21 protein-coding genes are annotated in these 22979 nt (G+C 74.4%); all 21 read right to left on the reverse strand.

Annotated elements, in window-relative coordinates; all coding sequences use genetic code 11:
* Positions 1–40: 40 nt before the first annotated feature.
* Positions 41–2404, reverse strand: a complete 2364-nt coding sequence (locus tag AB2L27_RS14835) for an ATP-binding protein (RefSeq protein WP_370442256.1) — start codon at positions 2402–2404, stop codon at positions 41–43.
* A gap of 63 nt (positions 2405–2467) precedes the next feature.
* Entirely contained in the window at positions 2468–3550 is a 1083-nt protein-coding gene (locus AB2L27_RS14840) for an EscU/YscU/HrcU family type III secretion system export apparatus switch protein (protein ID WP_370442257.1), read from the reverse strand.
* Positions 3547–4344: a flagellar biosynthetic protein FliR gene (locus tag AB2L27_RS14845; RefSeq protein WP_370442258.1), complete on the reverse strand. Its 798-nt coding sequence runs from the start codon at positions 4342–4344 to the stop codon at positions 3547–3549. The genes AB2L27_RS14840 and AB2L27_RS14845 overlap by 4 nt, the downstream gene beginning before the upstream one ends.
* Before the next feature lie 3 nt (positions 4345–4347).
* Positions 4348–4626 (reverse strand): flagellar biosynthesis protein FliQ, encoded by a 279-nt coding sequence (gene fliQ / locus AB2L27_RS14850; RefSeq protein WP_366174412.1) that lies wholly within the window; start codon positions 4624–4626, stop codon positions 4348–4350.
* A gap of 205 nt (positions 4627–4831) precedes the next feature.
* Positions 4832–5782 (reverse strand): flagellar type III secretion system pore protein FliP, encoded by a 951-nt coding sequence (gene fliP / locus AB2L27_RS14855; RefSeq protein ID WP_370442259.1) that lies wholly within the window; start codon positions 5780–5782, stop codon positions 4832–4834.
* Positions 5779–6357 (reverse strand): FliO/MopB family protein, encoded by a 579-nt coding sequence (locus tag AB2L27_RS14860; protein ID WP_370442260.1) that lies wholly within the window; start codon positions 6355–6357, stop codon positions 5779–5781. Before AB2L27_RS14860 ends, fliP begins: the two co-directional genes overlap by 4 nt.
* Positions 6357–7100: a flagellar motor switch protein FliN gene (gene fliN, locus AB2L27_RS14865; RefSeq protein WP_370442261.1), complete on the reverse strand. Its 744-nt coding sequence runs from the start codon at positions 7098–7100 to the stop codon at positions 6357–6359. The genes AB2L27_RS14860 and fliN overlap by 1 nt, the downstream gene beginning before the upstream one ends.
* The gene (locus AB2L27_RS14870; RefSeq protein ID WP_370442262.1) at positions 7097–8071 is read right to left on the reverse strand and encodes a flagellar motor switch protein FliM; all 975 of its coding nucleotides are present in this window, start codon (positions 8069–8071) and stop codon (positions 7097–7099) included. The genes fliN and AB2L27_RS14870 overlap by 4 nt, the downstream gene beginning before the upstream one ends.
* Positions 8072–8295: 224 nt before the next feature.
* The gene (gene mprF / locus AB2L27_RS14875) at positions 8296–10962 is read right to left on the reverse strand and encodes a bifunctional lysylphosphatidylglycerol flippase/synthetase MprF (RefSeq protein WP_370442263.1); all 2667 of its coding nucleotides are present in this window, start codon (positions 10960–10962) and stop codon (positions 8296–8298) included.
* A gap of 174 nt (positions 10963–11136) precedes the next feature.
* Entirely contained in the window at positions 11137–11649 is a 513-nt protein-coding gene (locus tag AB2L27_RS14880) for a flagellar basal body-associated FliL family protein (RefSeq protein WP_370442264.1), read from the reverse strand.
* 92 nt (positions 11650–11741) lie between these two features.
* Positions 11742–12761 carry an OmpA/MotB family protein gene (locus AB2L27_RS14885; protein WP_370442265.1) on the reverse strand — a complete coding sequence of 340 codons (1020 nt, stop codon included), beginning with the start codon at positions 12759–12761 and terminating at the stop codon, positions 11742–11744.
* Complete coding sequence (locus tag AB2L27_RS14890) at positions 12761–13534, reverse strand: motility protein A (protein ID WP_370442266.1); 774 nt, start codon at positions 13532–13534, stop codon at positions 12761–12763. Before AB2L27_RS14890 ends, AB2L27_RS14885 begins: the two co-directional genes overlap by 1 nt.
* Positions 13535–13537: 3 nt before the next feature.
* Positions 13538–13855 carry a flagellar FlbD family protein gene (locus AB2L27_RS14895; RefSeq protein ID WP_370442267.1) on the reverse strand — a complete coding sequence of 106 codons (318 nt, stop codon included), beginning with the start codon at positions 13853–13855 and terminating at the stop codon, positions 13538–13540.
* Positions 13856–14118: 263 nt separating this feature from the next.
* Positions 14119–15378, reverse strand: coding sequence for a flagellar hook protein FlgE (locus tag AB2L27_RS14900; RefSeq protein WP_370442268.1), 1260 nt, complete (start codon positions 15376–15378; stop codon positions 14119–14121).
* Positions 15379–15428: 50 nt separating this feature from the next.
* The gene (locus tag AB2L27_RS14905) at positions 15429–16205 is read right to left on the reverse strand and encodes a flagellar hook capping FlgD N-terminal domain-containing protein (RefSeq protein WP_370442269.1); all 777 of its coding nucleotides are present in this window, start codon (positions 16203–16205) and stop codon (positions 15429–15431) included.
* A gap of 90 nt (positions 16206–16295) precedes the next feature.
* The gene (locus AB2L27_RS14910) at positions 16296–18254 is read right to left on the reverse strand and encodes a flagellar hook-length control protein FliK (RefSeq protein WP_370442270.1); all 1959 of its coding nucleotides are present in this window, start codon (positions 18252–18254) and stop codon (positions 16296–16298) included.
* On the reverse strand, positions 18251–19387 hold the full coding sequence (locus AB2L27_RS14915) for a transglycosylase SLT domain-containing protein (RefSeq protein WP_370442271.1): 1137 nt from the start codon (positions 19385–19387) through the stop codon (positions 18251–18253). The genes AB2L27_RS14910 and AB2L27_RS14915 overlap by 4 nt, the downstream gene beginning before the upstream one ends.
* Complete coding sequence (locus AB2L27_RS14920) at positions 19384–19836, reverse strand: hypothetical protein (RefSeq protein WP_370442272.1); 453 nt, start codon at positions 19834–19836, stop codon at positions 19384–19386. The genes AB2L27_RS14915 and AB2L27_RS14920 overlap by 4 nt, the downstream gene beginning before the upstream one ends.
* A complete protein-coding gene (locus tag AB2L27_RS14925) occupies positions 19833–21161 on the reverse strand; it encodes a FliI/YscN family ATPase (RefSeq protein ID WP_370442299.1) in 1329 nt (442 codons plus the stop codon). The genes AB2L27_RS14920 and AB2L27_RS14925 overlap by 4 nt, the downstream gene beginning before the upstream one ends.
* A 44-nt stretch (positions 21162–21205) precedes the next feature.
* Positions 21206–21970: a FliH/SctL family protein gene (locus AB2L27_RS14930; protein ID WP_370442273.1), complete on the reverse strand. Its 765-nt coding sequence runs from the start codon at positions 21968–21970 to the stop codon at positions 21206–21208.
* The gene (fliG, locus tag AB2L27_RS14935) at positions 21954–22979 is read right to left on the reverse strand and encodes a flagellar motor switch protein FliG (protein WP_370442274.1); all 1026 of its coding nucleotides are present in this window, start codon (positions 22977–22979) and stop codon (positions 21954–21956) included. Before fliG ends, AB2L27_RS14930 begins: the two co-directional genes overlap by 17 nt.

Genomic DNA, 22979 nt, shown 5'->3' on the forward strand with positions numbered 1-22979 from the left:
GGCCCTCCTGAGGGTGGCGGGGTGGTCCCACCCGGCCGGCTCAGTCGGTGGCGGGGGCGGCGCCGACCAGCGGTACGGCAGCCGCGGCGGCCGGGGCGGCTGCGGTGATCGGGGTGGCCGGGGCGGGGGGTGGGGCCAGCGGCAGCCGCACGGTGGCGGTGGTGCCCTGCCCCTCGACGGAGTCCAGGTGGACCGAGCCGCCGTGCAGGCGCAGGAGGTCGCGGGCGATGGTCAGGCCCAGGCCGGTGCCGGGGACCTGCTGCAGCGCGGCGTTGGAGGCGCGGGCGAAGCGGGCGAAGACCCCCTCGACCTCGGCGGCGGGGATGCCCATGCCGTTGTCCTGGACCACGACGTGCACGTCGTGGCGGTGGCGTTCGACGCGCACGTGCACGGCGGAGCCGGCGGGGGAGAACTTCACGGCGTTGTCCAGGACGGCCAGCAGCGCGCGGTGCAGGTGCTCGGTCTCCCCCGGCACGCGCAGCCCGGCCAGTTCCTCGGGGGTGCTGGTGCAGCGCGGGGTGCCGCCGCGGGTGGGGCCGGCGGCGGTGGCGGCCAGGACGCCGGTGAGCAGGTCGGTGACGGGGGTGGCGCCGCGGGCCTCGGTGGTGGGGGCGGACTCCACGCGGGACAGCAGCAGGAGGTCCTCGATGAGGGAGCGCAGCCGTTCGGTGTTGCGTTCCACGATGCCCAGGACGGCGGCCACGTCCTCGTCGACCTCGCCGACGGCCCCGTCGCGCAGCAGGTCCAGGTAGCCGGAGATGCTGGTCAGCGGGGTGCGCAGCTCGTGCGAGACGGTGGCCAGCAGGTCGGACTTGACCGCCTCGACGTCGCGCAGCTCCCCCAGCAGCCGTTCCTGGGCGCGGTACAGGCCGGCCAGGACCAGGGCGCGGGACAGGTCCACGGCCACCGAGCGGGCCAGGTCGACCTCCTGGGGGGTCCAGTCGCGCGGGCCGGTGCCGCACACGATGGTCAGCAGGCCCTGCGGGGCCTCCCCGACGCCGATGGGCACCAGCAGCAGGGCCCGGGCGTCGGTGCCGCGCAGGAACCCGTCCAGCAGCGGGGAGCGTCCGCGCAGGGTGCGGGTGTCGGGGACGGCGTGGACCTCGGCGGCGGCGTGCAGCTCGTGCAGCCAGCTGCGGGAGTCGTCCAGGCCGCGCAGCGCACCGGCCGGGTCCTGGGGGTCTCCGGGGTCCTGGGGGGTCCCCGCGCGGTGCAGGGGGGCCAGCCCGGGCGCGGCCCACTCCCCGGCGACCGGTCCCAGACCGGCGGCGGGTCCGGGGTCGGTGGCGGGTCCGGGGTCGGTGGCGGGTCCGGGGTCGGTGGGGGGGTCGGTGGGGGGGTCGGTGGGGGCACCGGAGGGGTCGGCGTCGGTGAGCATCCGCACCCACACCCGCGCCACCCGCAGCTCCTCCCCCAGCCGCGTCACGGCGACCTGCAGGGCGTCCTCGGCGAGGAGCTGGTCGCGGACCTGGCGGCCGATGTCCCCGGCGAGGCGGTGCAGCCGGGCGGAGCGCTCGGCGGCCTGGAGCAGGCGGGCGTTCTCACGGGCGAGGTCGTTGACGGCCAGGGCCAGGCTGCGCACCTCGGCCGGTCCGGCCGTGGGGTCGGCGTGGGCGCGCCGGTCCCCGCGGCCCAGGGCGTCCAGGACGTCGACGAGGGCGCGCAGGGGGTCCACGAGGGCGCGGCGGGTGCGGGTGCCGGTGCCGGTGACGACGGCGAGCGCCGCGGCCAGGGTGAGGGCGGTGACGGTCAGGGCGCCGTAGCGGACCCACGTCTCGGTGCCGGTGGCCTCGCGGCGTTGGGCCCGCACGAGGGTGTCCAGCCGGGTGTTGGCCTCGCGGGCCTCGGCGAAGGCCTGGGCCTGGGCGGTGGCGCCGGTCACGTCGGCGGCGCCGCGGTCGGGGTCGGTGCGGGCCAGCCAGGTGTCGATGAGCCGGGTCTGCTCGGTGAACAGGCTGCGTTGCAGGGGGTCGGTGAGCTGGGCCTGGACGTGGGCGCGCAGGGCGGGCAGGGCCTGCAGGGAGCGTTCGTAGCGGCGGCGGGACTGCGGCAGGTGGGTGTCGTGGTGTTCGCGGACGGCGGCGTCGGCGTCGGCGAGGGTGAGCTGCAGGGCGGCGTTGGCCGCTTCCAGGCCGCGCAGCTCGTTCTCGTGGGCGCGGGAGGAGCCGGTGACGAGGAGGCCGCCGGCGCCGCTGGCCCCCACGAGCAGGAGCAGGGCGAGGACCAGGCCGAGGGCGCGGGTCAGGCGCACGCCGACGGAGGTGCCGCCGGCGGCCGCGGCGCGCTCGTCGGCGCGGCGGCGGCGGGGGTCCGGGCCTGGAGGGGTGCTGGGGGTGTCGGGGGTGCTGGGGGTGCTGGGGGTGCTGGGCCCGGCGGTCTGCGCTGCCTCACCGTCTCGGCCCACGTCCTGGGCATCGGCCCGCGCGGTGCCGCACTTGACCCCCGGGGGGGTCTTCCCCGGGTGGGGTCAGGCGGGCACGGTGTGGGCCTCGCCGAAGGCCGTCAGGGAGCCGCGGGTGCGCAGGCTCATGACGAAGGCCAGGACTTTGGCGACGGTGGCGAAGAACTCCGGGGGGATCTCCTGGCCGACCTTGACGCTCTTGTACATGGCGCGGGCCAGGTCGATGTCCTTGACGAGGGGGACGTCGTTCTCCTTGGCCTTCTCGCGGATCTTGGTGGCGATGGCGCCGGCGCCCTTGGCGACGACCTTGGGGGCGCCGGTGCCCGGTTCGTAGCGCAGGGCCACGGCGATGTGGGTGGGGTTGACCAGGACGACGTCGGCCTTGGCGACGTCGGCCATCATGCGGTTGCGGGACATGGCCATCTGCTTGGAGCGGATGGCGCCCTTGAGCAGCGGGTCGCCCTCGGAGTTCTTGTGCTCCATCTTGATGTCCTGCTTGCTCATGCGCAGCTTCTTCATGATGCGCCGCCGGCTCATGGCGTAGTCGGCGACGGCGATGATCAGCCCGACGACGATGGTGACCAGGAGCATGCGCACGACGGCCGAGCCGGTCAGGGACAGCACCGCGGCGGTGGGCATGGCGCCCTGGGCGACCAGGCGGGGGGCCAGGTCCTTGGCCACGAGCCAGACGGCGCCGCCGATGACGATGGTCTTCAGCAGGGACTTGGTGCCCTCCCACACCGCCTGCGGGCCCCAGTGCTGCTTGAACCCGTTGACGGGGTTGAGGTTGGTGAACTTCGGTTTGAGCTTCTTGGGGGCGAAGTAGAGCGTGCCCTGCACGGCGCCGGCGACGACGACCGACAGGACGGTCGCGATCGCCAGGGGGCCCAGGACGGCGGGGACGCCGGCGAAGGTGTCGGTCAGGACGGCCAGGGCGCGGGCCGGTTCGGGGTCGGCGGCGACGTCGGTGATGCGGCCCATGGTGCGCTGCAGCAGGACGCGGCCGGCCTCGATGGTGTGCGGGACGGTGGCGGCGCCGGCTCCGGTGGACAGCCAGGCGGCCACGTCGCGGGAGAAGGGGACGTTGCCCTCTTCGCGGGCTTCCTTGAGCTTCTTCGGAGTCGGTTTCTCGGTCTTCTCCCCGCTCACCCCTCACCTCCGGCGTCGGCCGGGGCGGGGGTGACCATCCGCACGATGCTCTCGCGGGCGGTGTCGGCCAGGTCGCCGACGACGCCGGGCAGCAGGGAGAAGGTGAACCCGGCCAGGGTGAGGGTGATGAGGATCTTGACCGGGAAGCTCATGGCGAACACGTTCAGGGCCGGGGCCACGCGCGAGAGCAGGCCCAGGCCGATGTCGGTGAGGAACAGGACGGCGATGAGGGGGGCGGCGATCTGCAGGGCCGCGAGCATGAGCTCGGTGATGCCGGAGGTGAACACGCGCGCGACGGTGCCGGTGTCGAACCCGGCGTCCAGGGGCAGGACGTCGTAGGAGCGCAGGAACCCCTGCAGGATCAGCAGGTGCCCGCCGGAGACGACGAGGAGGGCGGTGCTGGTCCAGGTGTAGAGCTTGCCGAACACCGCGGCCTGGGACTGCATGAGCGGGTCGTAGGCGCTGGCGAGCTGGAAGCCCCCGAACAGGTCCAGGAGGTCCCCGGCGGCCTGCACGGCGGCGAACAGGAGGGCGACGAAGGCGCCCATCGCGGCGCCGACGACGGCCTGCTGCACGGCGGCGGTGATGAGGGCGCCCGGTTCGGCCGGCGGGACGGATTCGCGCAGGCGCGCGGCCACGGGCAGGGCGAGGGCGACCGCCAGCATCGCCTTGACGCGCCCGTTGACGGCCCGGTTGGCGAACGGGGGGGCCAGCAGGAGGAAGGTCGTGGCGCGGATGGCGGCCAGCAGCAGCGCCGTCAGCAGGTCCAGCGGGACCGAGGGGAGCCCCTGCACGGCTCAGCCCCCGTGGGTCAGCAGGGCGGGGATCTGCTCGTACAGGGCCGTGGTGAAGCTCGTCATCTCGTGCAGCATCCACTTGCCGCAGAAGACGATCGCGACGCCGACGGCGACGGCCTTGGGGACGAAGGAGATCGTCTGCTCCTGCAGCTGGGTGACGCTCTGGAACAGGGAGATGCCGAAACCGACCGCCAGGGCCGTCAGGAGCATGGGGGCGCAGAGCTTGGCGGCGAGGACGAGAGCGGTCATCCCGAGGTGGATGACGGTCACGTCGGTCATCTGGTCGCCTTCCTGGTCGCGGGGGTGGCACGAGGTGGTGCGGGTGTTCCGGTGAGTGCTTCGGCTGTCCGGGTGAATCCCTTGAGCCGGACGGGGTCCGGCGCTCCAGGGAGTGCTCCAGGAGGTACCCGGGGAGGTGCCCGGACGCGACCGTGCCCGGGCACCCGCGAGGGGTGCCCGGGCACGGGGTCGGCCAGGAGGGGTCTCAGCCGGCGTAGGAGGCGACGAGGGACTTGATGATGAGCCCCCAGCCGTCGACCATGACGAACAGCAGCAGCTTGAACGGCAGGGAGACCGTGACCGGCGGCAGCATCATCATGCCCAGGCTCATCAGGGCCCCGGAGACGACGATGTCGATCACCAGGAACGGGATGAAGATGACGAACCCGATGATGAAGGCGCTGCGCAGCTCCGAGAGGGCGAAGGCCGGCACCAGCGTCGTCAGCGGGGTCTCCTCGCGGGTGGCGGGCAGTTCGCGCTGGGCGGCCTTGGTCATGAGGGCCAGTTCCTCCGGGCGCGTCTGCTTGAGCATGAACTCCTTCAGCGGCTGCGAGCCCGCGTCGAAGGCCTGCGTCGCCGACATGCCCTGGTTCAGGTAGGGCTGCACGGCCACGTCGTTGATCTGGCTGAACGTCGGGGCCATGACGAACATCGTCAGGAACAGCGCCAGCCCGGCCAGGACCTGGTTGGGCGGGGTGCCCTGCAGGCCCAGGGCGTTGCGGGTCAGGCCCAGCACGATGAGGATCTTGGTGAAGCTGGTGGTGAGCAGCAGCAGCGCCGGCGCCACCGACAGGATCGTCAGGGCGATGATGATGGTGATCGACTGGCTGGGTTTGCCGTCGATGCCGTTGATGTCGACCGAGACCGAGCCGGTGCCCGCCGGGGCGGCCGGGTCCTGGGGGGCCTGGGGGGCCTGCACGCCGGTCGTGAACCCGGTCGAGAACCCGGTCGAGAACCCGGTCGAGAACCCGGCGGGGGCCGCGGCCAGGGTCACCGCGGAGACCGCGGGGGTGGCGGCGGGAGTGGTCGCGTGGGCGCTCAGCGCGCCGCCCACGACCAGTCCCCCGCTCAGCACCAGGGCCGCGGCGAGCCGGCGGGCGGCTCGGGTGGTCCGGGTCCCCTGGGTCGCCCGGGGCTGGGCTCGGGAGGTGCTCACCTGCGGGTCGTCCTCTCACGCAGCACGTCGACTGCCTTGGACCAGGTGGCCGGGGAGAGCGCCGAGCCCTGCACACCGGTGGCGGTGTGGCGGGCCGGGGCCTTCACGGCGATCGTCTCGCCGGCCTTGCGGAGGTAGCGCTCCCCGCTCACCGGTTCGGTGCGGGGCAGCGCCGCGACGGCGTCCGTGCCGGGGGGTGCGTCCGCCGGGTCCGTGGCGGAGCGGAGGGTGGAGGTGGTGACGTCCACCTCCTCGACACGTCCGGCCGAATCCTTGAGGCCGCCCTGGACGGGCAGGTGCTCACCGTCGGTGACGGGCAGGACGGCGGCGACGTCGGTCTCGCCGAGCAGGTTCACCCCGCCGTCGGAGATCCCGACGACCAGGGCCTTGTCGCCGACCTTGACCAGCGCGACGGCGGCCTTCGCCCCCAGGCTCTGCTTGGCCAGGACGGTGAAGTCCGCCCCGGCGGCCACGCCGCCCTGACGGCGGCGCAGCCAGCGGGAGATCAGGTAGAGCAGTCCGAGGACCGCCACGAGCGAGAAGCTCGTGCGCGCGATCGCGGCGACGGCGTCCATCAGGCGCCGGCCTCCGGGGTGACGATCTCGGTGATGCGGATGGCGTAGTCCTCGTCGACGACGACGACCTCGCCGCGGGCGATGAGCTGGCCGTTGACGAGGATGTCGGCCGGGGAGCCGGCCGCCCGGTCCAGCTCCACGACCGAGCCCGGGGTCAGGGCCAGCAGGTCCTGCACGGTCATGTGGGTGCGGCCCAGCTCCACGGTGACGTCCATCTGCACGTCGCGCAGCAGGTCCATCGTGCGGCGCGGGCCGCCTGCGGGCGAGGCCGAGGCGGTGGCCGTGGCGGCCGGGGCCGGGGTGTCGGGCTGGGCGGTGAGGGTCAGGCCGATGAGGGCCAGGGTCTCCCCGCCGGCGCCGACGAGGGCGACCGCCCCGCCGTCGAGCTGGCCCAGGGCCTGGGCGGGGTCGCCCTCCACCCCGGCCTCCAGGACGCACTGGCCCAGGGAGTGCACGACGGTCTCCAGGGCCGGGCGCAGCGCGTCGACCGGATCCAGGGCGCCCTCGGGGCTCATGAGGAGGGTGTTGAGGGTCTCCTCCCCCACCACGACGGTGACGCGGCCGCTGGCGGCGCCGGCGAAGTTCGCCGAGACCGCGGTGCCCTCGTCGCCGAGGTCGGGCGCCGCCGAGACCGGGACGATGTCGGTGATCGTGCCGGGCGCGGACAGCGGGAGGACGGCGAGCGCAGCCTGGGCGGCCTCACGCAGGGTCGCGGTCAGGTCGGTGGTGGTCATGGCGCTCATCGGACGTTCTCCTCGGGGGTCGGGACGATCAGGCAGGCGAGTTTGGCGCCGCGGCTACCGGCCACGGCGGAGGCGACGTGGGCCCCGGAGGCCACCACCTCCAGGGGTTCCTCGGCGCGGTGCGGCAGGCGCAGCACGTCACCGGGGATGAGGGAGAGGATCTCGTCGGGGCGCATCTGCGCGGCCTGCATCCGCACCGAGACCTCCACCGGGATGTTCTCCAGGTGGTCGTCGAGGCGGTCGCGCATGAGGCGCCGGATCCGCAGCTCCTCGGGGCTGGCCACCCGCAGCTCGGCCGCGGTCAGCGCCGCCGACAGCGGGTCCAGCGGCATGGCCAGGGTCGCGGTGCCCGTGGCGCCCTCGACCTGCAGGTGGAAGGAGGAGACGATCATGACGTCGGTGGCGGCGGCGGCCTGGGCGAAGGCGGGGTTCTGGTCGATCGCCGTCAGCTTCGGCTTCAGGTCGGTGACCGTGACCAGCGAGGACGCCAGCTCCACCAGGGTCCGCTCGACCATGCCGCGGGCCAGGACGGCCTCGATGTCGGTGAGCTGGCGCGCCGGCTGCTCGTTGGCCCCGGTCCCGCCGAGCATCCGCTCGATGCACGAGAGGACGAAGGCGATGTCCAGGTGCAGCACCGCCGCACCGACCAGCGGCTCGGGGTCGAAGACGGCCATCACCGTCGGCATCGGCAGCGAGGCGGCGTACTCGTCGTAGCTGTACTGCTGGATGCCGTCGAGCTCGACCTGCACGGTGGTGCGCAGGGTGGAGGACAGCAGGGTGGCCCACTGCCGGCAGAAGCCCTCGTAGGTGATCTCGAGCACGCGGGCGTGCTGACGCGACAGCTTGGTCGGCCGTCGGAAGTCGTACGGGACGGGGACACCGCGTCGCCGGGAGCGACGGGTGGCGGTCCGCTCTGCGGTGCTGGGGGTCTCGGCTGCCACGCGCTTCCTATCGGCACGTGCGGCCGTCACCCTTTAGCGCGAGCCCGAACGGGTGGTCCCCCCGCCCCCGGCTCAAGTCCGCCCGGGGCCGGGGCGGCCGGGGGGGGTGGGGTCGTTGACGCGAAGCGGCGGTATGTTCGTCGCTCCGCGTCAACGACCCGGGACCGCGGGGCGGGCCACCCGCTCACGCACGACGGCTCCCCCGCCACGGACGACGAGGGAGCCGGTGGGCCGGGGGACGACGATCGGGCGCCTCAGCCGCGCAGGACCCCGCGCACCCCGCCGCCGACGAGGGTGACGACGTCGACCATGGCGCCGGTCAGGGCCGGGCCCCCGGGGGAGGCGACGTAGCAGGGCTGCCAGCGGGGGTTGAAGCCCTGCTTGAAGGTGCGCAGGCCCTGGAAGTTGTAGAAGCGCTCGCCGTGGGTCCACACGAGGTGCCCGAGGGCGTCCCACACCGACTCCGGGCCCTGCTCCCCCTGCAGACCCGCCAGCGGGGCCATCCCGAGGTTGAAGGTGGCGCAGCCCTGCTCCTTGGCCCACAGGATGCACTCCACGAACAGGTACGTCATGACGGTGCGGGGGCCTTCGGGCAGCCGGCGCATGAGGTCGACCTGCACGTCGCGGCCGTCGGCGCTGCGCCACAGGGTCGCGAAGGCGGTGATGCGCCCGTCCTGGCGGACCACGGCCAGCGGGAAGCGGCGCACGTAGTCCTCGTCGAAGGCGCCCAGGGAGAACCGCTTCTCCCGGCCGTTGCGCTGGGTCAGCCAGGCCTGGGAGACCTCGCGCAGCTGCGGCAGCAGGGGGCCGACGTCGGCGGGGTCGAGGAACTGCACGCTCATGCCCAGGCGCTGGGACTTGTTGCGGCAGTTGCGCAGTCCCACGCGCGCCTTGCCGGCCAGGGTGAAGTCGGGCAGGTCGATGACGGCCTCCTCCCCCAGCTTGGCCAGGCTCAGCCCGCACGCGCGGTACAGCTGGGCGTGCTCGGGGGTGACGTTGTAGAAGACCGGGCGTCCGCCGTGGCGGTCGACGAGGGCGACGAAGTCGGCGACGAGGCCGCGGACCTGCTCGTCCTGCCCGACGGGGTCGCCCATGACGACCCAGCTGCGCCCGCGCACCTGGTACATGAGGAACGCCGCCCCGGTGGGGCTGAAGTGGAAGCGCTTGTCCCCGGTGAAGGCCAGGTGCGACAGGCAGCGCCCGAAGCGGGCGACGAGGTCGTCGACGCGGGCCAGCTCCACCGGGCACGTCCCGGCCCGGGTGCCCCGGTGGGGGCCGGCGGTGAGGGTGCGGGCCAGCCAGCGCCCGCCCAGCAGCATCCCGGCGGCCCCGGCCACCAGCAGCAGCCGGCCCCAGCGTCCGTCCGGGGCCCCGGACCCGAGCAGGGCCTCGTGCCACAGCACCGCCCCGGCGACCAGGGCGAGGGCCACCAGCGGGGCCACCAGCGTGCCCGGGCGCAGGGCCGCGGGCAGCAGCGGGGGCAGCAGCGCGCCGCGGTGGAAGGCGGCCCGGGTCCGGACCAGCACCACGGCCAGCGCGGCCGCGGCGAGCGCCCCGGGGGCGTCGGTGTGCACGAGCGCGGCGGCCGCGACGGCGACGGCGAGCACGAGGGTGCAGGCCCAGGCGCTGCGCAACCGGCGGTGCAGCCCCACGGCCAGCAGGACCGCGGCCAGGCCTCCCAGTCCCGTCGTGGCCCGGGACAGCTCCAGCGGCAGCGCGCCGGGCAGGTCATCGGCCGCCAGCGGGGCCAGCCCCGCCACCGCCACGACCAGGCCCACGGCGCTGGGCAGGACCGCCCGACGCCGGGCGGGCAGGACCCGGCGCGGGCGCAGCAGGTGCAGCCACCGCCCCTGGCGCGCCTCGTGGACGGCGAGCAGCACCGCGGCCGGCAGCACCGGCAGCAGGAAGTAGCAGACGCGGTAGACGACGAGGGCGGCCGCGACCTGCGCCGGGGACCCGATCGGGCCGGTGAGCAGGAGCAGGGAGGACTCGAAGACCCCGACCCCGCCGGGGGCGCTGCTGAGCAGGCCGGCGACGGTGGCGGTGGCGAAGGCGACGGCGAAGGGCCAGAACGCCGGGCGACCCTCGGCGGGCAGCAGGACGTACAGGACCGAGGCCATGGCCAGCCACTCCAGCGTGGACAGGACGACCTGGCCGCCGGCCACCGGCAGCGTCGGGCGGTGCAGCACGAGACGGCCCAGGCGGACCTCGCGGGGCCCGGCGAGCGCGAACGCCAGGTGGGCCACGACGAGGCCGGCGAGCACACCGGCGACGGTCAGCACGGCGGGCACGGGCACGCCCACGGCGGCGGCCACCGCGTGCGGGGCCACGAGCGCGCCCCCTCCGGCGAGGACGGCGGCGCCCAGGACGAGGGTGATGAGGTTGACCCCGACGACGCGCGCGACGTCACCGGCCGGGACGCCCCAGCGGGAGTAGAGCCGGGCCCGCACGGCCGCCCCCACGAGGGCCGAGGCGCCCAGGCCGTTGCCCAGGGCGGTGGCGGTGAAGGCGGCCAGGCCGTACCGGCGGTAGGGCAGGGAGCGGCCCACGTGCCGCAGGGCCAGGGCGTCGTAGCCGGTCATGAGCAGCAGCGACAGGGCGCTCAGCGCCAGTGCCGGCAGCAGCGCTCCCGGTCCCAGGCCGCTCAGCGCGGCACCGAACTCGGCGGCCGAGAGCCGTCCGAACGTGCGGTGCAGCATGACCGCGGCCAGGACGAGCAGGGCCAGCAGCCCCACCGTGCCGAGCACCGTCCGGCGCCGGCTGCGGCGGCGGGCCGGGACCGGGGGCTGGGCGGGGGGCTGGGCAGGGGTGCGGGCGCCGGGACCGCCGGCCCCGTTCGCGCCGGGCGCGGGGTCCGCGGCAGGTCCGGGACGGGGGGCGGGCACGGTGCTGCCGGCGGCGTGGGTCGTGGGGGAACTCACCTGGTGAGGGTCGGCATCCGCGCCCCCGGTCTTGACCCGGCCCTGGTCCGGTCTCGCCCCGGCCTCACCCCGGCGCAGGGCCCGCCGGCAGGCCCCGCGCGGGGCTGGGCCGTGAACGCGCAGGACCCCGGACGGGGCGTCCGGGGTCCTGCGCGGTGCGGGGTCTGCCCGACGTCACTGCATGACGAAGGAGGTCAGGTAGATGCCCATGACGGTCTTGGTCTTCGCCTTGGTCTTCTCGTCCTCGGTCTCGTAGGCCGTGACGATCTTCTCCTGCAGCTCGTTCTTGAGGCGGTCGCGCTGCTCGGCGTTCTCCAGCTCGTCCATCGGGAGGTTGGAGTACTGGGAGATGATGAGGTCGTAGGCCTTGGAGCCGTCGGGGCCGGTGGACCCGCCGTGGCCCTCCCCGCCGCCGGCGGCCGCCACCTGCTGCAGCGCGACGCCGATCTTGAGGTAGTGCCCGTCGGCGAGGTTGACGCTGATCGGGTCCAGGGCGGTGACGTCCCCGGGCACGAGGACCTCCTCGGCCTTCGTGTCCGCCGCCGAGGCGGAGTCGCCCTTGGTCAGGACGAACACGCCGGCGCCGGTGCCGCCGGCGAGCAGGACGGCCGCGGCCGCCCCGATGACGATGAGCTTCTTCGCGCCGCCGGGCTTGGCCTCGCCGTCGCCCTTGTCCTTCTTGGCCACGTCGGCCTCCTTCGGGTCTGCTGGGTCTGGGGTGTGCTGGGTGGGTGCGGCTGGGTGGGTGCGGCTGGGTGGGTCCGGCCCGGTGGTCGGCGTCAGCCGGCCGCGACGGGCGCGGACAGCTCCGGGGCGATGCCCGCGCTCAGGTCCCCCACCGCCTGCCCCGTGGTGGCGGTGTCGGTGGTCGCGGTGTCGGTGGTGCCGGTCAGTTCGGCCGGACCGTCGCCGGTGCCGGTCTGCTGGGCGACCTTCGGCAGCAGGGCCTTGACGGCGTCCGAGCTCGGGGAGGCCACCACCAGGTCCACCCGGCGGTTGCCGGCCAGGGCCCGGGGGTCGGTGTCGGGGTAGAGCGGACGGGAGTCCGCGTACCCGGTGCCGGCCAGGCGGGCCGGGGCCATCCCGGCGCCGGCGAAGCGCTGCACGACGGTCATGGCCCGCGCGGCGGACAGGTCCCAGTTGTCGCGGTAGCGGGTGCTGCCGGTCAGGGGCAGGGAGTTGGTGTGGCCCTGCACGGCGATGTCGTTGGGCAGCTGGCCCAGGATCGGGGCGATGGTGTCCAGGACCTCCCGGCCCTTGGGTTCGACGTCGGCGCTGGCGTTGGCGAAGAACACGTTGTCCGCCACCAGGCCCACGACGAGACCGTCGGAGGTGATGCGGTAGGTGACCTGGTCCTGGTCGCCCTTGGCCGTCAGGGCGTCGTCGAGCTGCTTGGCGATCGCCCGGAAGTCCTGGACCTCCTTGCGCGCGGCGTTGAGGTCCTGCTGCTGCTGGGCGGTCTGCGCCCGCTGCAGGACCTCGCGGTCCTGGCTGGAGATGCTCTGCTGCAATGGCTGGCCGGTGGAGTTGGGGCTGATGTCGATCGGCATGTCGCCGTTGACGGCCTCCAGCACCCCGGCGCTGCCGGACACGGCCTGGTTGGAGTTCGCGGTGCCCTTGGTGAGGCCGTCCTTGAACTGCGCGAACTTCATCTGGTCGATCTGGCTGAGGGCGAACAGGACGATGAACAGCGCCATGAGCACCGTCAGCATGTCGGCGTAGGAGACCAGCCACCGTTCGTGGTTGACGTGCGGCTCGTGCTCCTCGTGCTTGTGACGCCGCTTGTGCGCCGCGGACATCAGGCCGCCTTCTTGTCCGGGACCGCGGTGCCCGGGGGCAGCAGGCTCTCCAGCTTCTTGGCGACCGAGCGCGGGTTGGAGCCGGCCTGGATCGCCAGGATGCCCTCCACGACGAGCTCCATCTGCGCGGTCTCCAGGCCCGACAGGCGTGCCAGGCGGCTCTGGATGGGCAGGAAGAAGAAGTTCGCGCTGGCCACGCCCCACAGGGTCGCGACGAAGGCGCCGGCGATCATCGGGCCCAGGGCGGCGGCGTCGGACAGGTTCGCCAGGACGACGGTCAGGGAGACGACCGTCCCGCAGATGCCGACGGTGGGCGCGTAGGCGCCCATGTCGCCCCAGATCTTCCCGGCCTGCTTGTCGGCGGCCTTCTTGGCCTGGATCTGGGCGGTGAGGATCTCGTACAGCTCATCGGGGTCGGTCCCGTCGATGGCCGTCTGCAGGCCGTCGCGCAGGAACTCGTCGTCGACCTCCTTGATGGCGTCCTCCAGGGCCAGCAGTCCCTCGCGGCGGGCGCGCTCGGCCATCTTGACGATGACGCCGACGGTCTCCCCGGAGTTCTTCGGCTTGCCCAGGAACGCCTTCTTCAGGCTGGCGATGCTGGCCGTGGCGTCCTTGAGCGTGCCCCCCATGACGGCGACGCCGATGGTGCCGATGAACACCAGCACCAGCGGCCCGGGCAGCAGGATGTCGGTGATGGTCCCGCCCTCGTGGTTCTGCATCCACAGGACGGCGGCGGCGGCGATGATCAGACCGCCGATGGTTGCGAAGTCCATGGCTCACGGCCTCCTGCGGTGCAGCGGGACCGGGGCCGGCAGGTCGCCGTCCGCACCGCTGGTGGGGTCACTGGTCGGGTTCGGGTGGGTCGGCAGTTCGAGGACGGCGCCGGTCCCCGTCTCCTCCAGGGAGTGCGCGGTCGCGACGACCCGCGCGCGGAAGGCCATGACGCGCTCGACGATCTCGGCCAGGGGCTCGGTGACGACGAACTTGGCGCCGTCGACGAGGGTGATGACCGTGTCGGGGGTCGAGTCGACGCGCTGGATCAGATCGGGGTTCACGGCGAACACCGACCCGTTGAGGCGAGTCACGAGGATCACGTGGGGTCCGTCCTTGGCGGTGGAGGCGGGGTGCGCCCGTCCGTGGGCTGGGTGGTTCCACCCAGTTCATCGGCGTGCACTCATCGGACCTGAGAGGGGCTTGCACGGTGCACCCGTTCGTGCTAATGCCGCTGCCGCAGTCACTCTCGGTGGTGGCCGGCGGTGGGCGCCGGACAGCCGAACACCCTCCCGGAACGGGTCCCGGGAGGGTGCTCGGACGGTGGTTCAGACGATGGTTCAGGTGGTGGTGCGGGTGGTCAGCGTCAGCGCTTGAGGTTGACCAGGTCCTGCAGCAGCTCGTCGGAGGCCGTGATGACCTTCGAGTTCGCCTGGAACCCGCGCTGGGCGAGGATGAGGTTGGTGAACTCCGCCGACAGGTCGACGTTCGACATCTCCAGGGAGCCGGCGAGCAGGCCACCGCGGCCGGCCTGGCCGGCGATGCCGTACACGGGACCACCTGAGTTCGTCGAGACGCTGTAGAGGGAGTTGCCCTCCTTGCGCAGACCCGCGGCGTTGTTGAACGACGCGATCGCGACCTGACCCAGGGTCTGCTTGAACCCGTTCGAGTACGAACCGGTGATGACCCCGTCGGTGCCGAAGGAGTAGCTGGTGAGGGTGCCGATGGGCGCGCCGTTCTGCGCCGTCTGGATGGTGCTTGCCTTGGTGGTCCCCACGTACGAGGAAAGACTTTCGAGGTTGATCTTGATGTCGTTCTTGATGGGCCCTGCCGCAGTCAGCGTGAGCTCTTTGACGCTGGCCTTCTGACCGGTCACCGTGTTGGGCGTAACCGTGGTGTCAGCGTTGAAGTCGAACGTTCCTCCGAAGTCCGTCCAGACCGCAGGCGTCGCCTTCGGGTCGAGGGAGTAGGAGGCCTGCCATGTGTCGGGAGCCGTGTGCTTCAAACGGAGGTAAACGGTGGTGGCGACGCCCTGGTCGTCGTAGGCGACGAAGCTCGTCTCGACACCGGTCGTGTCTGCGACGGGCTGCGTCTTGTCCAGGTTGCCGCTCACCGTCGCGGTCTTCGTCGGCGTCGCCGCCATGACGGTGTCAGCGGGGATGACGAGCTTGTCGATCGGGCCGTTCGTGTTGACCGTACCGTCAGGACCCGGCTTCCAGCCCATGACGTAGGCACCGTCGTTGGTCACGATCGACCCCTGCGCATCGAGGGTGAAGGACCCGTTGCGGGTGTAGAACGTGCCGTCACCCTGCTGCACGGCGAACATCCCATCGCCCTGCAGCATGAGGTCGGTGGACTTGCCCGTGGCCTGCGCGGACCCCTGCGTCATGTTCTGCGTGATCGCCTGGACGCGGACGCCGAGGCCGACCTGCGAGGGGTTCGTCCCGCCGTTGGCGTCGGTGGGGGCGCCGGCGGCCTTGGTGAGCTGGGAGAGCGTGTCGGCGAAGACGACACCGGAGCTCTTGAACCCGGCGGTGTTGACGTTGGCGATGTTGTTGCCGACGACGTCCATCATCGTCTGGTGCGAACGGAGACCGCTGACACCGGAGAACATGGAGCGGAGCATGTTTCAGACCTTTCGAGGGGCTGACGGGGAACGGGAGGGGCGGGCGGGACTCAGGCGGACGGCGTGGTGCTCGACGTCGCCGTGGGGCTCGACGTCGCCGTGGTTCCGGACGGGCCGGTGGTCTGGGTGGAGGCGGTGGCACCGGACGTGCCCGTGGCACCGGCGGTGCCCGGGGTGCCGGTCGGCGTGGCGGACGAACCGGTGGTGGGCGAACCGGTGGTGGGCGAACCGGTGGTGGCGTTCGCGGCGGGGGTCTGCGGGCCCGTCGGGGCCTGGGTCTTCGCCCGGGCCTGCGCGGCCTCCTTCTCCGCCGCCGCGTTGAGCGCGGCCGCGTCGATGGTCCCGACCCCGGTCACCTTGGACAGCACGACGCTGACCCCGCCGACGTTCAGGACCGGTTCACCGGCGGTGCCGCCGGCGGACTGCTGGGTGAAGGACACCGACGTCACCTCGCCGGTCACCACCTTGCCGTCCTCGCCGGTGTAGGACACGTGCTGCCCGACGAGGGCGCTGGCCTGCAGCTTGTTCTGCGCCGCGACCATCGACGTCGACTGCTTGGCGACGTCCTGCATGGCCTCCAGCGCGGAGAACTGCGCGGTCTGGGCCATGAACTGCGTCGTGTCGGCCGGCTTGGACGGGTCCTGGTAGCGCAGCTGGGCGACCAGGAGCTTGAGGAACATGTCCTTGTCGTCCTTGGTCTTCTGCTGCGCGAGCGCGGAGGTGTCGGCCCGGCCCGCGTTCTTCGCCGCGTTCGTCTGCGTGAGCACGTCCGAGTTCGCGATCAAGGAGGCGTACGGGTTGGCCCCGCCGGCCGCATCGATGGTCATGGTTCCTCTTTCGGACGAACGGGTGAAGGTCTGTAGCCCGAGCGGGGCACCGGTGTCCTCCGACCGGGTGCCCCCGGCCCCTGCAACGCTTCAGACGCTCAGGTCGACCCGGCCGGCGGCCGCGGCGGCGGCCTCCCGGGCGGTGCGGCGCTCGGCCGCGGCGCTGGAGAAGGCCGAACGGGCGCTGGCCCCGGCCTCGGCGGCGGCCGACCGCGGCCCCGACCCCTGCTGCCCGCCGGCCGGGCCCTGCTGACCGCCGGAGGGGGCCTCACCGGAGCGGCCCTGCTGGGCCGAGCCGGTGTCGGAGCGCACGTCCACGGTCGTCTGGGTCCAGCTGCCGGTCGACAGTTCGCGCTGCAGGTCCCCCACGGCGGCCCGCAGGGCGTGGCGGGCGGCCTCGGAGGCCCCGCTGAGGGAGACGTGCAGCGCTCCCCCGCTGACCTCGGCGGTCACCTTCACCGGGCCCAGGCCCTGCGGGTTCACCTCCACCGACATGCGGTGCACGGCGTCGGCCGCGGGCAGGTCGTCCAGGCGGCCGGCGACCCCGTGCGCGAAGGCGGCCGGGTTGGTCAGCGGCAGCGGGGCCGGCGGGGTGGAGGCCACCGGAGCGGCCGGAGCGGTGACCGTCCCGGCCCCCGTCACCGACGGCGGCGCCGTCGGCAGCAGCCCTGCGGGCACGTCCGCGTCGGTGCTCACCGCAGCCGCGACCGGTTGCGCCGCACCGGTCACGGGCGGGGCGAGGGGCTGGGTGACGGCCGGGCTGCCGGCCAGGACGACGGGCGGGGCCTGCACGGGGGCCTGCCCGGCGGCGGCGCGGGGCGCGGTCGGCACCGGCGTCGCCGCGGCCTGCCGGGCCTCCTGGCCCTGCTGCTGCCCGTCCCCCGCACCGTCGCCGGTGCCCGGGCCGGCCTGATCCGCGGCCGGGGTGACCGGGGCGGTCGCGGCGGGGACCGCGTCGGGGGCCGGGGCCGTGGCCGTGGCCTGGGCGGGGGCGGGGGCGGCGGGCGCCTGGGCGGCCGCGGCCTGGGCCACCACCGGGGTCGCGGGCGTGCTCGCGGCCGGGCCGGTCGCGGGAACGGCCGTGGGAACGGCCCCGGCGGTGGTCGGCGCCTGCTCGGCGTCGGCGGGACGGACGTGCTGGGGCAGGCCCGTCACCGCGGTCTGGACCGGCGCAGGGGTCACGGCGCCGGGCGCCGGGGTGGAGGTGACGGTGGCCCCTGCGAGCGCCGTGGCGACGGCGTCCGCACCGTCGGCCGCGCCGGCCGGGGTGGCCGGGGTGGTGGGTGCGGTCGCGGTGCCGGTCGCGGGCGCCCCGGCGGCCTCGGGGGTCACGGACGCGCCGGTCGTCCCCGCGGGGACGACGGGAACGGCGACGGGAGCGGCAGCGGTGGTGGCGGCCGGCAGCTCCGCCACCGCGGTCGTGGTGGCGGTGGGGGCGGCGTCCACGAGCGGCTGCGTCGTCTGCACCCCCGTCGCGCCGGCCACACCCGTCACGGGCGTCCCGGCGGTCTCCCCCGACAGGCCCGGCGCGGTCTTGGGGGCCAGGACCGCGCGCAGGGCGGCGGGCAGGCCGAGCAGGGCGGGGTCCAGGGGGACGGCCGGCGCCGCGTCGGTGGTGGCGGTGGTGGCCTCGGCGGCGGTCTCGTCCGGCGCGTCCGTGGCCTCGGTGGTGGTCGTGGCGGTGGTCTTCGCACCGGCCGCGCGGGTCGTGGCGGGGCGGGTGGGTTCCTGCGCCTTCTCGGTGCCCCCGGCCGCCGGGCGCGCCTGGGGGCGCTCAGGACGGTCGGCGGGACGGTCCTCGCGGCGGCCCGCGACGCGGTCGGCGCTCTTGTCCACGGCCCGCTCGGTCGCCGCGGAGGCGTCGGGGCGGTCGTCGCGGACCGGGCGGTCGTCCCGGGTGTCGCGCGCGGGGGTGCGCAGGTCCTGCACGGCCTGGCCGAGGGTGTCGGCGAAACCGGACCCGGCGGAGCCGCCGGAGGCCGACGAGCGCGTCCCCTCGCGGGCGGAGACGGGGAACGGCAGCGTGGTGACGGACAGGTTGGCGCTCACGCGGCACTCCCGAGGTCGGCGGTGATCTTCTTGACGTAGTTCTGGGTCTCGGCGAAGGGCGGGATGCCGCCGTACTTCTTCACGTTGCCCGGCCCGGCGTTGTAGGCGGCCAGGGCCAGGGAGACCGACCCGAAGGTCTTCAGGTGCCCGGAGAGGTACTTGCCGGCGGCGTCGATGGAGGCGAACGGGTCGGTGGGGTCGATGCCCAGGCCGCGGGCGGTGGCGGGCATGAACTGCATGAGCCCGGTGGCGCCGGCGTGGCTGCGGGCGGCGGGGTTGAAGCCGGACTCCTGCTTGGCCACGGCGCGCAGCAGCCCGGCGGGCAGCCCGTACTTCGCCTCGGCGGCGCTGAAGGCGCTCTCGTAGGGGGCCGACGTCGAGGTGGCGCCGGCGGACAGGGCGGCCGGTCGCACGTAGGCGGAGGCGTCGGTGGCCGTCGCGCCGCCGAGGCCGGCCACCGCGGTGGCGGCCAGGCCGACGCCCGCGGCGGTGGTGGCGGCGGCCGCACCGAGGCGGCGGATGGTCACGGGGGTCTCCCAGACCTTGGAGATCTTCACGACGTCGCCCGTCTTCGGCGCGTGCAGCATCTGCCCGTTGCCGACGTAGATGCCGATGTGGTGGCCGTTCTCCAGCACGACGAGGTCGCCGGGGCGGGCCTTGTCCAGGGAGGGCACGGCGGTGCCGACGGTGGCCTGCTGGGCCGCGGTGCGCGGCAGGGACAGGCCGATCTGCTGGCCGGCGTACTGGATGAGCCCGGAGCAGTCGAAGCCGCTGGGGGTGGTGCCGCCCCACTGGTAGGGCACGCCCTTGAACCGGGAGGCGACGTCGAGCAGGCGCTGCCCGGTGGAGCCGGCCCCGGGGCCCAGGAGGGCCTCGTTGAGCACGCGCATCCCGCGGTCGACGGCGCCGGAGGCCTTGGCCCCGACGCCGGACCCGGTGCTGGACAGGACCTCGGCGAACCGCCCCGCCTCGGCGGACGAGGTGGCGGACGTCGTGGCGGACGTCGTGGCGGAGCCCTTCTGCAGGGTCGCGACCGGGATCGTGGCCAGGGCCCGGCCGGTGGCGCCGGTGAACTGGGCGATGCGGGCCTCGATGTCGGCGATGCGGGCCTGGACCTCGGCGATGCCGCTCACACGTCACCTCCTTCGAGCTGGGCCCGGCGGCGGGCGCGGGCGGCGAACTCGGCGACCGTGCGGTCGTCGAGGGCCTTCTGGTCGGCGCGCAGGGCGGCCTCCTCCTGGGCGCGTTCGTGGCGTTCGACGACGCGTTCCAGGGAGCGTTCGGCGCGGCGGGCGCGGGCCCAGGCGGCCTGCTTGTCCCCCAGGTCGACCTCGGCGCGGGCCACGAGGGCGCGGGCGCCCTCCAGGTCGGAGACGAGAGCGGCGCGGCGGGCGATGGAGGCCGTCCAGGCGGCCATGGTCTCGTCGCTCAGGTGGGCCTCGCCCAGTTCGTGGCGCACGCGGGCGGCGCGCCGCTGCTCGTTGCGCAGCACCGCGTTGGCGGCGGCGACGTCGACCTTGAACTGGTCGGACTGGACCTTGCGCAGCTTCAGCAGCGCCATGATGGCCCGGGTGGCGCTCACGGGTGACCTCCGAAGCCGGTGACCAGCTGCTGCAGCTGGGCCCACGCCTGGGCGGGCGGGGTGATGTCGTGGATGTCCTGGCGCAGGAAGGCGTTGATCGCCGGCAGGTGCGCCACGGCGGCGTCGACCTCGGCGTTGGCGCCGGGCTGGTAGGCGCCGACGTCGATGAGTTCCTTGGCGTCGCGGTGGGCGGCCAGGACGCGGCGCAGGGCGGTGGCGGCGGCCTTCTGGTCCGGGCCGGTGACGCGGCCGGCGACGCGCGAGACGGAGTCCAGGACGTCGATGGTCGGGAAGTGCCCGGCGGTGGCCAGGCGCCGGTCCAGCACGACGTGGCCGTCGAGGATGGAGCGGGCCGCGTCGGCGATGGGCTCGTTGTGGTCGTCCCCGTCGACCAGCACCGTGTAGATGCCGGTGATGGACCCGCTCACCCCGGGCCCGGCGCGTTCGAGCAGGCGGGGCATGAGGGCGAAGACGCTGGGCGGGTAGCCGCGGGTGGCGGGCGGTTCCCCGACGGACAGGCCGATCTCGCGCTGGGCCATGGACACCCGGGTCAGGGAGTCCATCATGAGGACCGCGTCGGCGCCCAGGTCGCGGAAGGACTCGGCGATGGCGGTGGCGGTCAGCGCGGCGCGCAGGCGCAGCACGGGGGCCTCGTCGGAGGTGGCGACGACGACGACGGAGCGGGCCAGGCCCTCGGGTCCGAGGTCGTCCTCGAGGAACTCGCGGACCTCCCGGCCACGTTCGCCGATGAGGGCGAGCACGGACACGTCGGCGGAGGTGCCGCGGGCGATCATCGACAGCAGCGAGGACTTCCCGACCCCGGAGCCGGCGAAGATGCCGAAGCGCTGGCCGCGCCCGGCGGGCACGAGGGTGTCCAGGGCGCGCACGCCCAGGCCCAGGGGGGTGTCGACGCGACCGCGCGACAGCGCCGGCGGGGGGTTGGCGTGCAGGGCGGCGCGGGGGGCGGCCGACAGGGCCGGGCCCCCGTCCAGGGGGTTGCCCAGGGCGTCGACGACGCGCCCGAGCAGGGCCGGGCCGACGGGGACGTCGGAGGGGCGGCCGGTGGCCACGGCGGGGGCGCCGGCGGCCAGGCCGGTGAGGTGACCCAGCGGCAGGCAGCGCAGGCGCGAGCCCTCCGCGGCGACGACCTCGGCGGGGACGCAGGCGGCCGAGCCGGGGTCACCGAGCAGGACGGTCTCCCCCACCGCCGCGCGCAGGCCGGCGACCTCGACGGACAACCCGACGATGGCGCTGACCCGCCCGCGCTGCAGGGGGCGGGCCGCGAGCGCGGCGCGGGCGACCTGGGGGGCCAGGACCTCGCGCACACCGGCGACGAGGCGCTCGGACAACAGGCCGGTCGCGAGCGCGCTCACGCCAGCGCTCCGGTCTCGCCCTCTCCGACGAGGGCGGCCAGGGCCCGGGCGACGCTGGCGCGCAGGCCGGCGTCCACCTCGGTGTCGCCCTGGCGGGCGATCGCGTCACCCGGGTGCACGGTGGGATCGGGGAGGAAGCTCACGAGTTCTGCATCGGACGACGCGTGCCGACCCTTGAGGGCGTCACCCGTCAGGGCGCTCAAGTCGGCCGGGTTGACGCGCACGGTGACGGGTTTCTCGGCGTCCAGGGGCGCCAGGGCGCGGCGCACGGCCTCCCCCACGGGGGAGTCCATGAGCTGCACCTCGCGGTCCAGGACGGCCCCGGCCAGTTCCAGGGCCAGTTCCAGGACGGTGTCGGCCAGGGCACCGATGGCGGGGTCGCGTTCGGCGCGCAGGGCGTCGGCGGCGGCCAGCAGGGCCTCCTCGGCCCGCCCGCGCGCCGCGCGGCGCTCGTCGCGGTCCAGGCGGGCGGCCACGAGCGCGGCCTCCTGCTGGGCCTCCAGCTCGGCCTGGGCCTTGACCGCGGCCTGGCGCATGCCGGCGGCCCAGCCGGCGGCGTAGCCCTCGGTGCGGGCCCGTTCGCGCAGCTGCGCCAGTTCGGCGGTGTCCTCGCGCGGGGCGAGGTCCAGGCCGACGAACCCCCGCGCCGACGTGCTCGCCGCCGCCGGGACGGCGACGAACACGCGCGGTTCGCGGGTGGTGGCCGGACGGGTGTCGGCGGGACGGAAAGCGGTGCGGGAGTAGTCAGGCGACGAAGTCATCGTCCCCACCGCGGGTCAGCACGATCTGGCCGGACTCCTCGAGCTGGCGGATGATCGCGACGACCTTCTGCTGGGACTCCTCGACCGCGGACATGCGGACCGGGCCCATGAGCTCGATCTCGTCGAGCAGGTTCTCCCGGGCCCGTTCGGAGACGTTCTTGAGGATCTTGTCCCGGACCGTCTCGGTGACGCCCTTGAGGGCGGTGGCCAGGTCGGCGGTCTCGACCCCGCGCAGGACGAGCTGGATCGCGCGGTCGTCGAGGGTGGTGATGTCCTCGAAGACGAACATGAGCCCGCGGATCTCCTCGGCCAGCGCGGCGTTCTTGGTCGCCAGGCCCTCCAGGATGGAGCGCTCGGTGCCGCGGTCGGCGCGGTTGATGATGTCGACCAGGGGCTGGACGCCGCCGACGGCGGTGTTCGTCTTGGCCTGCAGCACCGTGGAGGTGCGGCGCTGGACGACGTCCTCGACCAGGCGCACGTACTCGGAGCTGGTGGCCTCCATCGTGGCGATGCGCAGCGCGATGTCGGCCTGCATGTCGGCGGTCAGCCCCCCGAGGATCATCGAGGCCTGGTCCGGGCGCAGGTGCGCCACGACCAGGGCGATGGTCTGGGGGTGCTCGCCGGTGAGGAACGTGAGGATCTGCTGCGGGTCGGCCTGATGCAGGAACTGGAAGGGCTGCACGATCGCGGCCTCGGCCACCCGGCCCAGGACCTCCGCGGCCCCGTCGGCGCCCAGGGCCCCCTCCAGGAGGGACTGGGCGTAGTCCAGGCCACCGAGCCCGCCGCGCAGCGGCGAGGCGATCATCCCGTGGAACTCCTCCAGGACGACGCCGGCCACCTCGGGGGTGACCGCGCGCAGCCGCAGGATCTCGGTGGTCAGCTCCTCGATCTCCGCCGGCCGCAGGTGACCCAGCACCTTGGCGGCGTTCTCCTGACCGACCTGCAGGAGCAGGACGGCGGCCTTCTGCGCCCCCGTCAGGGGTGCGACCTCGAGCTCGGTGGACGGCAC

The organism is Kineococcus halophytocola, from assembly GCF_041276425.1.
Classification (GTDB): domain Bacteria; phylum Actinomycetota; class Actinomycetes; order Actinomycetales; family Kineococcaceae; genus Kineococcus; species Kineococcus halophytocola.

Excerpts from the sequence above, each read along its gene's own strand:
- AB2L27_RS14905 (WP_370442269.1), bottom strand. The coding sequence starts at position 16,205 with ATGACCATCGATGCGGCCGGCGGGGCCAACCCGTACGCCTCCTTGATC.
- AB2L27_RS14900 (WP_370442268.1), bottom strand. The coding sequence starts at position 15,378 with ATGCTCCGCTCCATGTTCTCCGGTGTCAGCGGTCTCCGTTCGCACCAG.
- fliQ (WP_366174412.1), bottom strand. The coding sequence starts at position 4,626 with ATGACCGACGTGACCGTCATCCACCTCGGGATGACCGCTCTCGTCCTC.
- AB2L27_RS14890 (WP_370442266.1), bottom strand. The coding sequence starts at position 13,534 with ATGGACTTCGCAACCATCGGCGGTCTGATCATCGCCGCCGCCGCCGTC.
- AB2L27_RS14930 (WP_370442273.1), bottom strand. The coding sequence starts at position 21,970 with ATGACTTCGTCGCCTGACTACTCCCGCACCGCTTTCCGTCCCGCCGAC.
- fliN (WP_370442261.1), bottom strand. The coding sequence starts at position 7,100 with ATGAGCGCCATGACCACCACCGACCTGACCGCGACCCTGCGTGAGGCC.
- AB2L27_RS14885 (WP_370442265.1), bottom strand. The coding sequence starts at position 12,761 with ATGTCCGCGGCGCACAAGCGGCGTCACAAGCACGAGGAGCACGAGCCG.
- AB2L27_RS14860 (WP_370442260.1), bottom strand. The coding sequence starts at position 6,357 with ATGGACGCCGTCGCCGCGATCGCGCGCACGAGCTTCTCGCTCGTGGCG.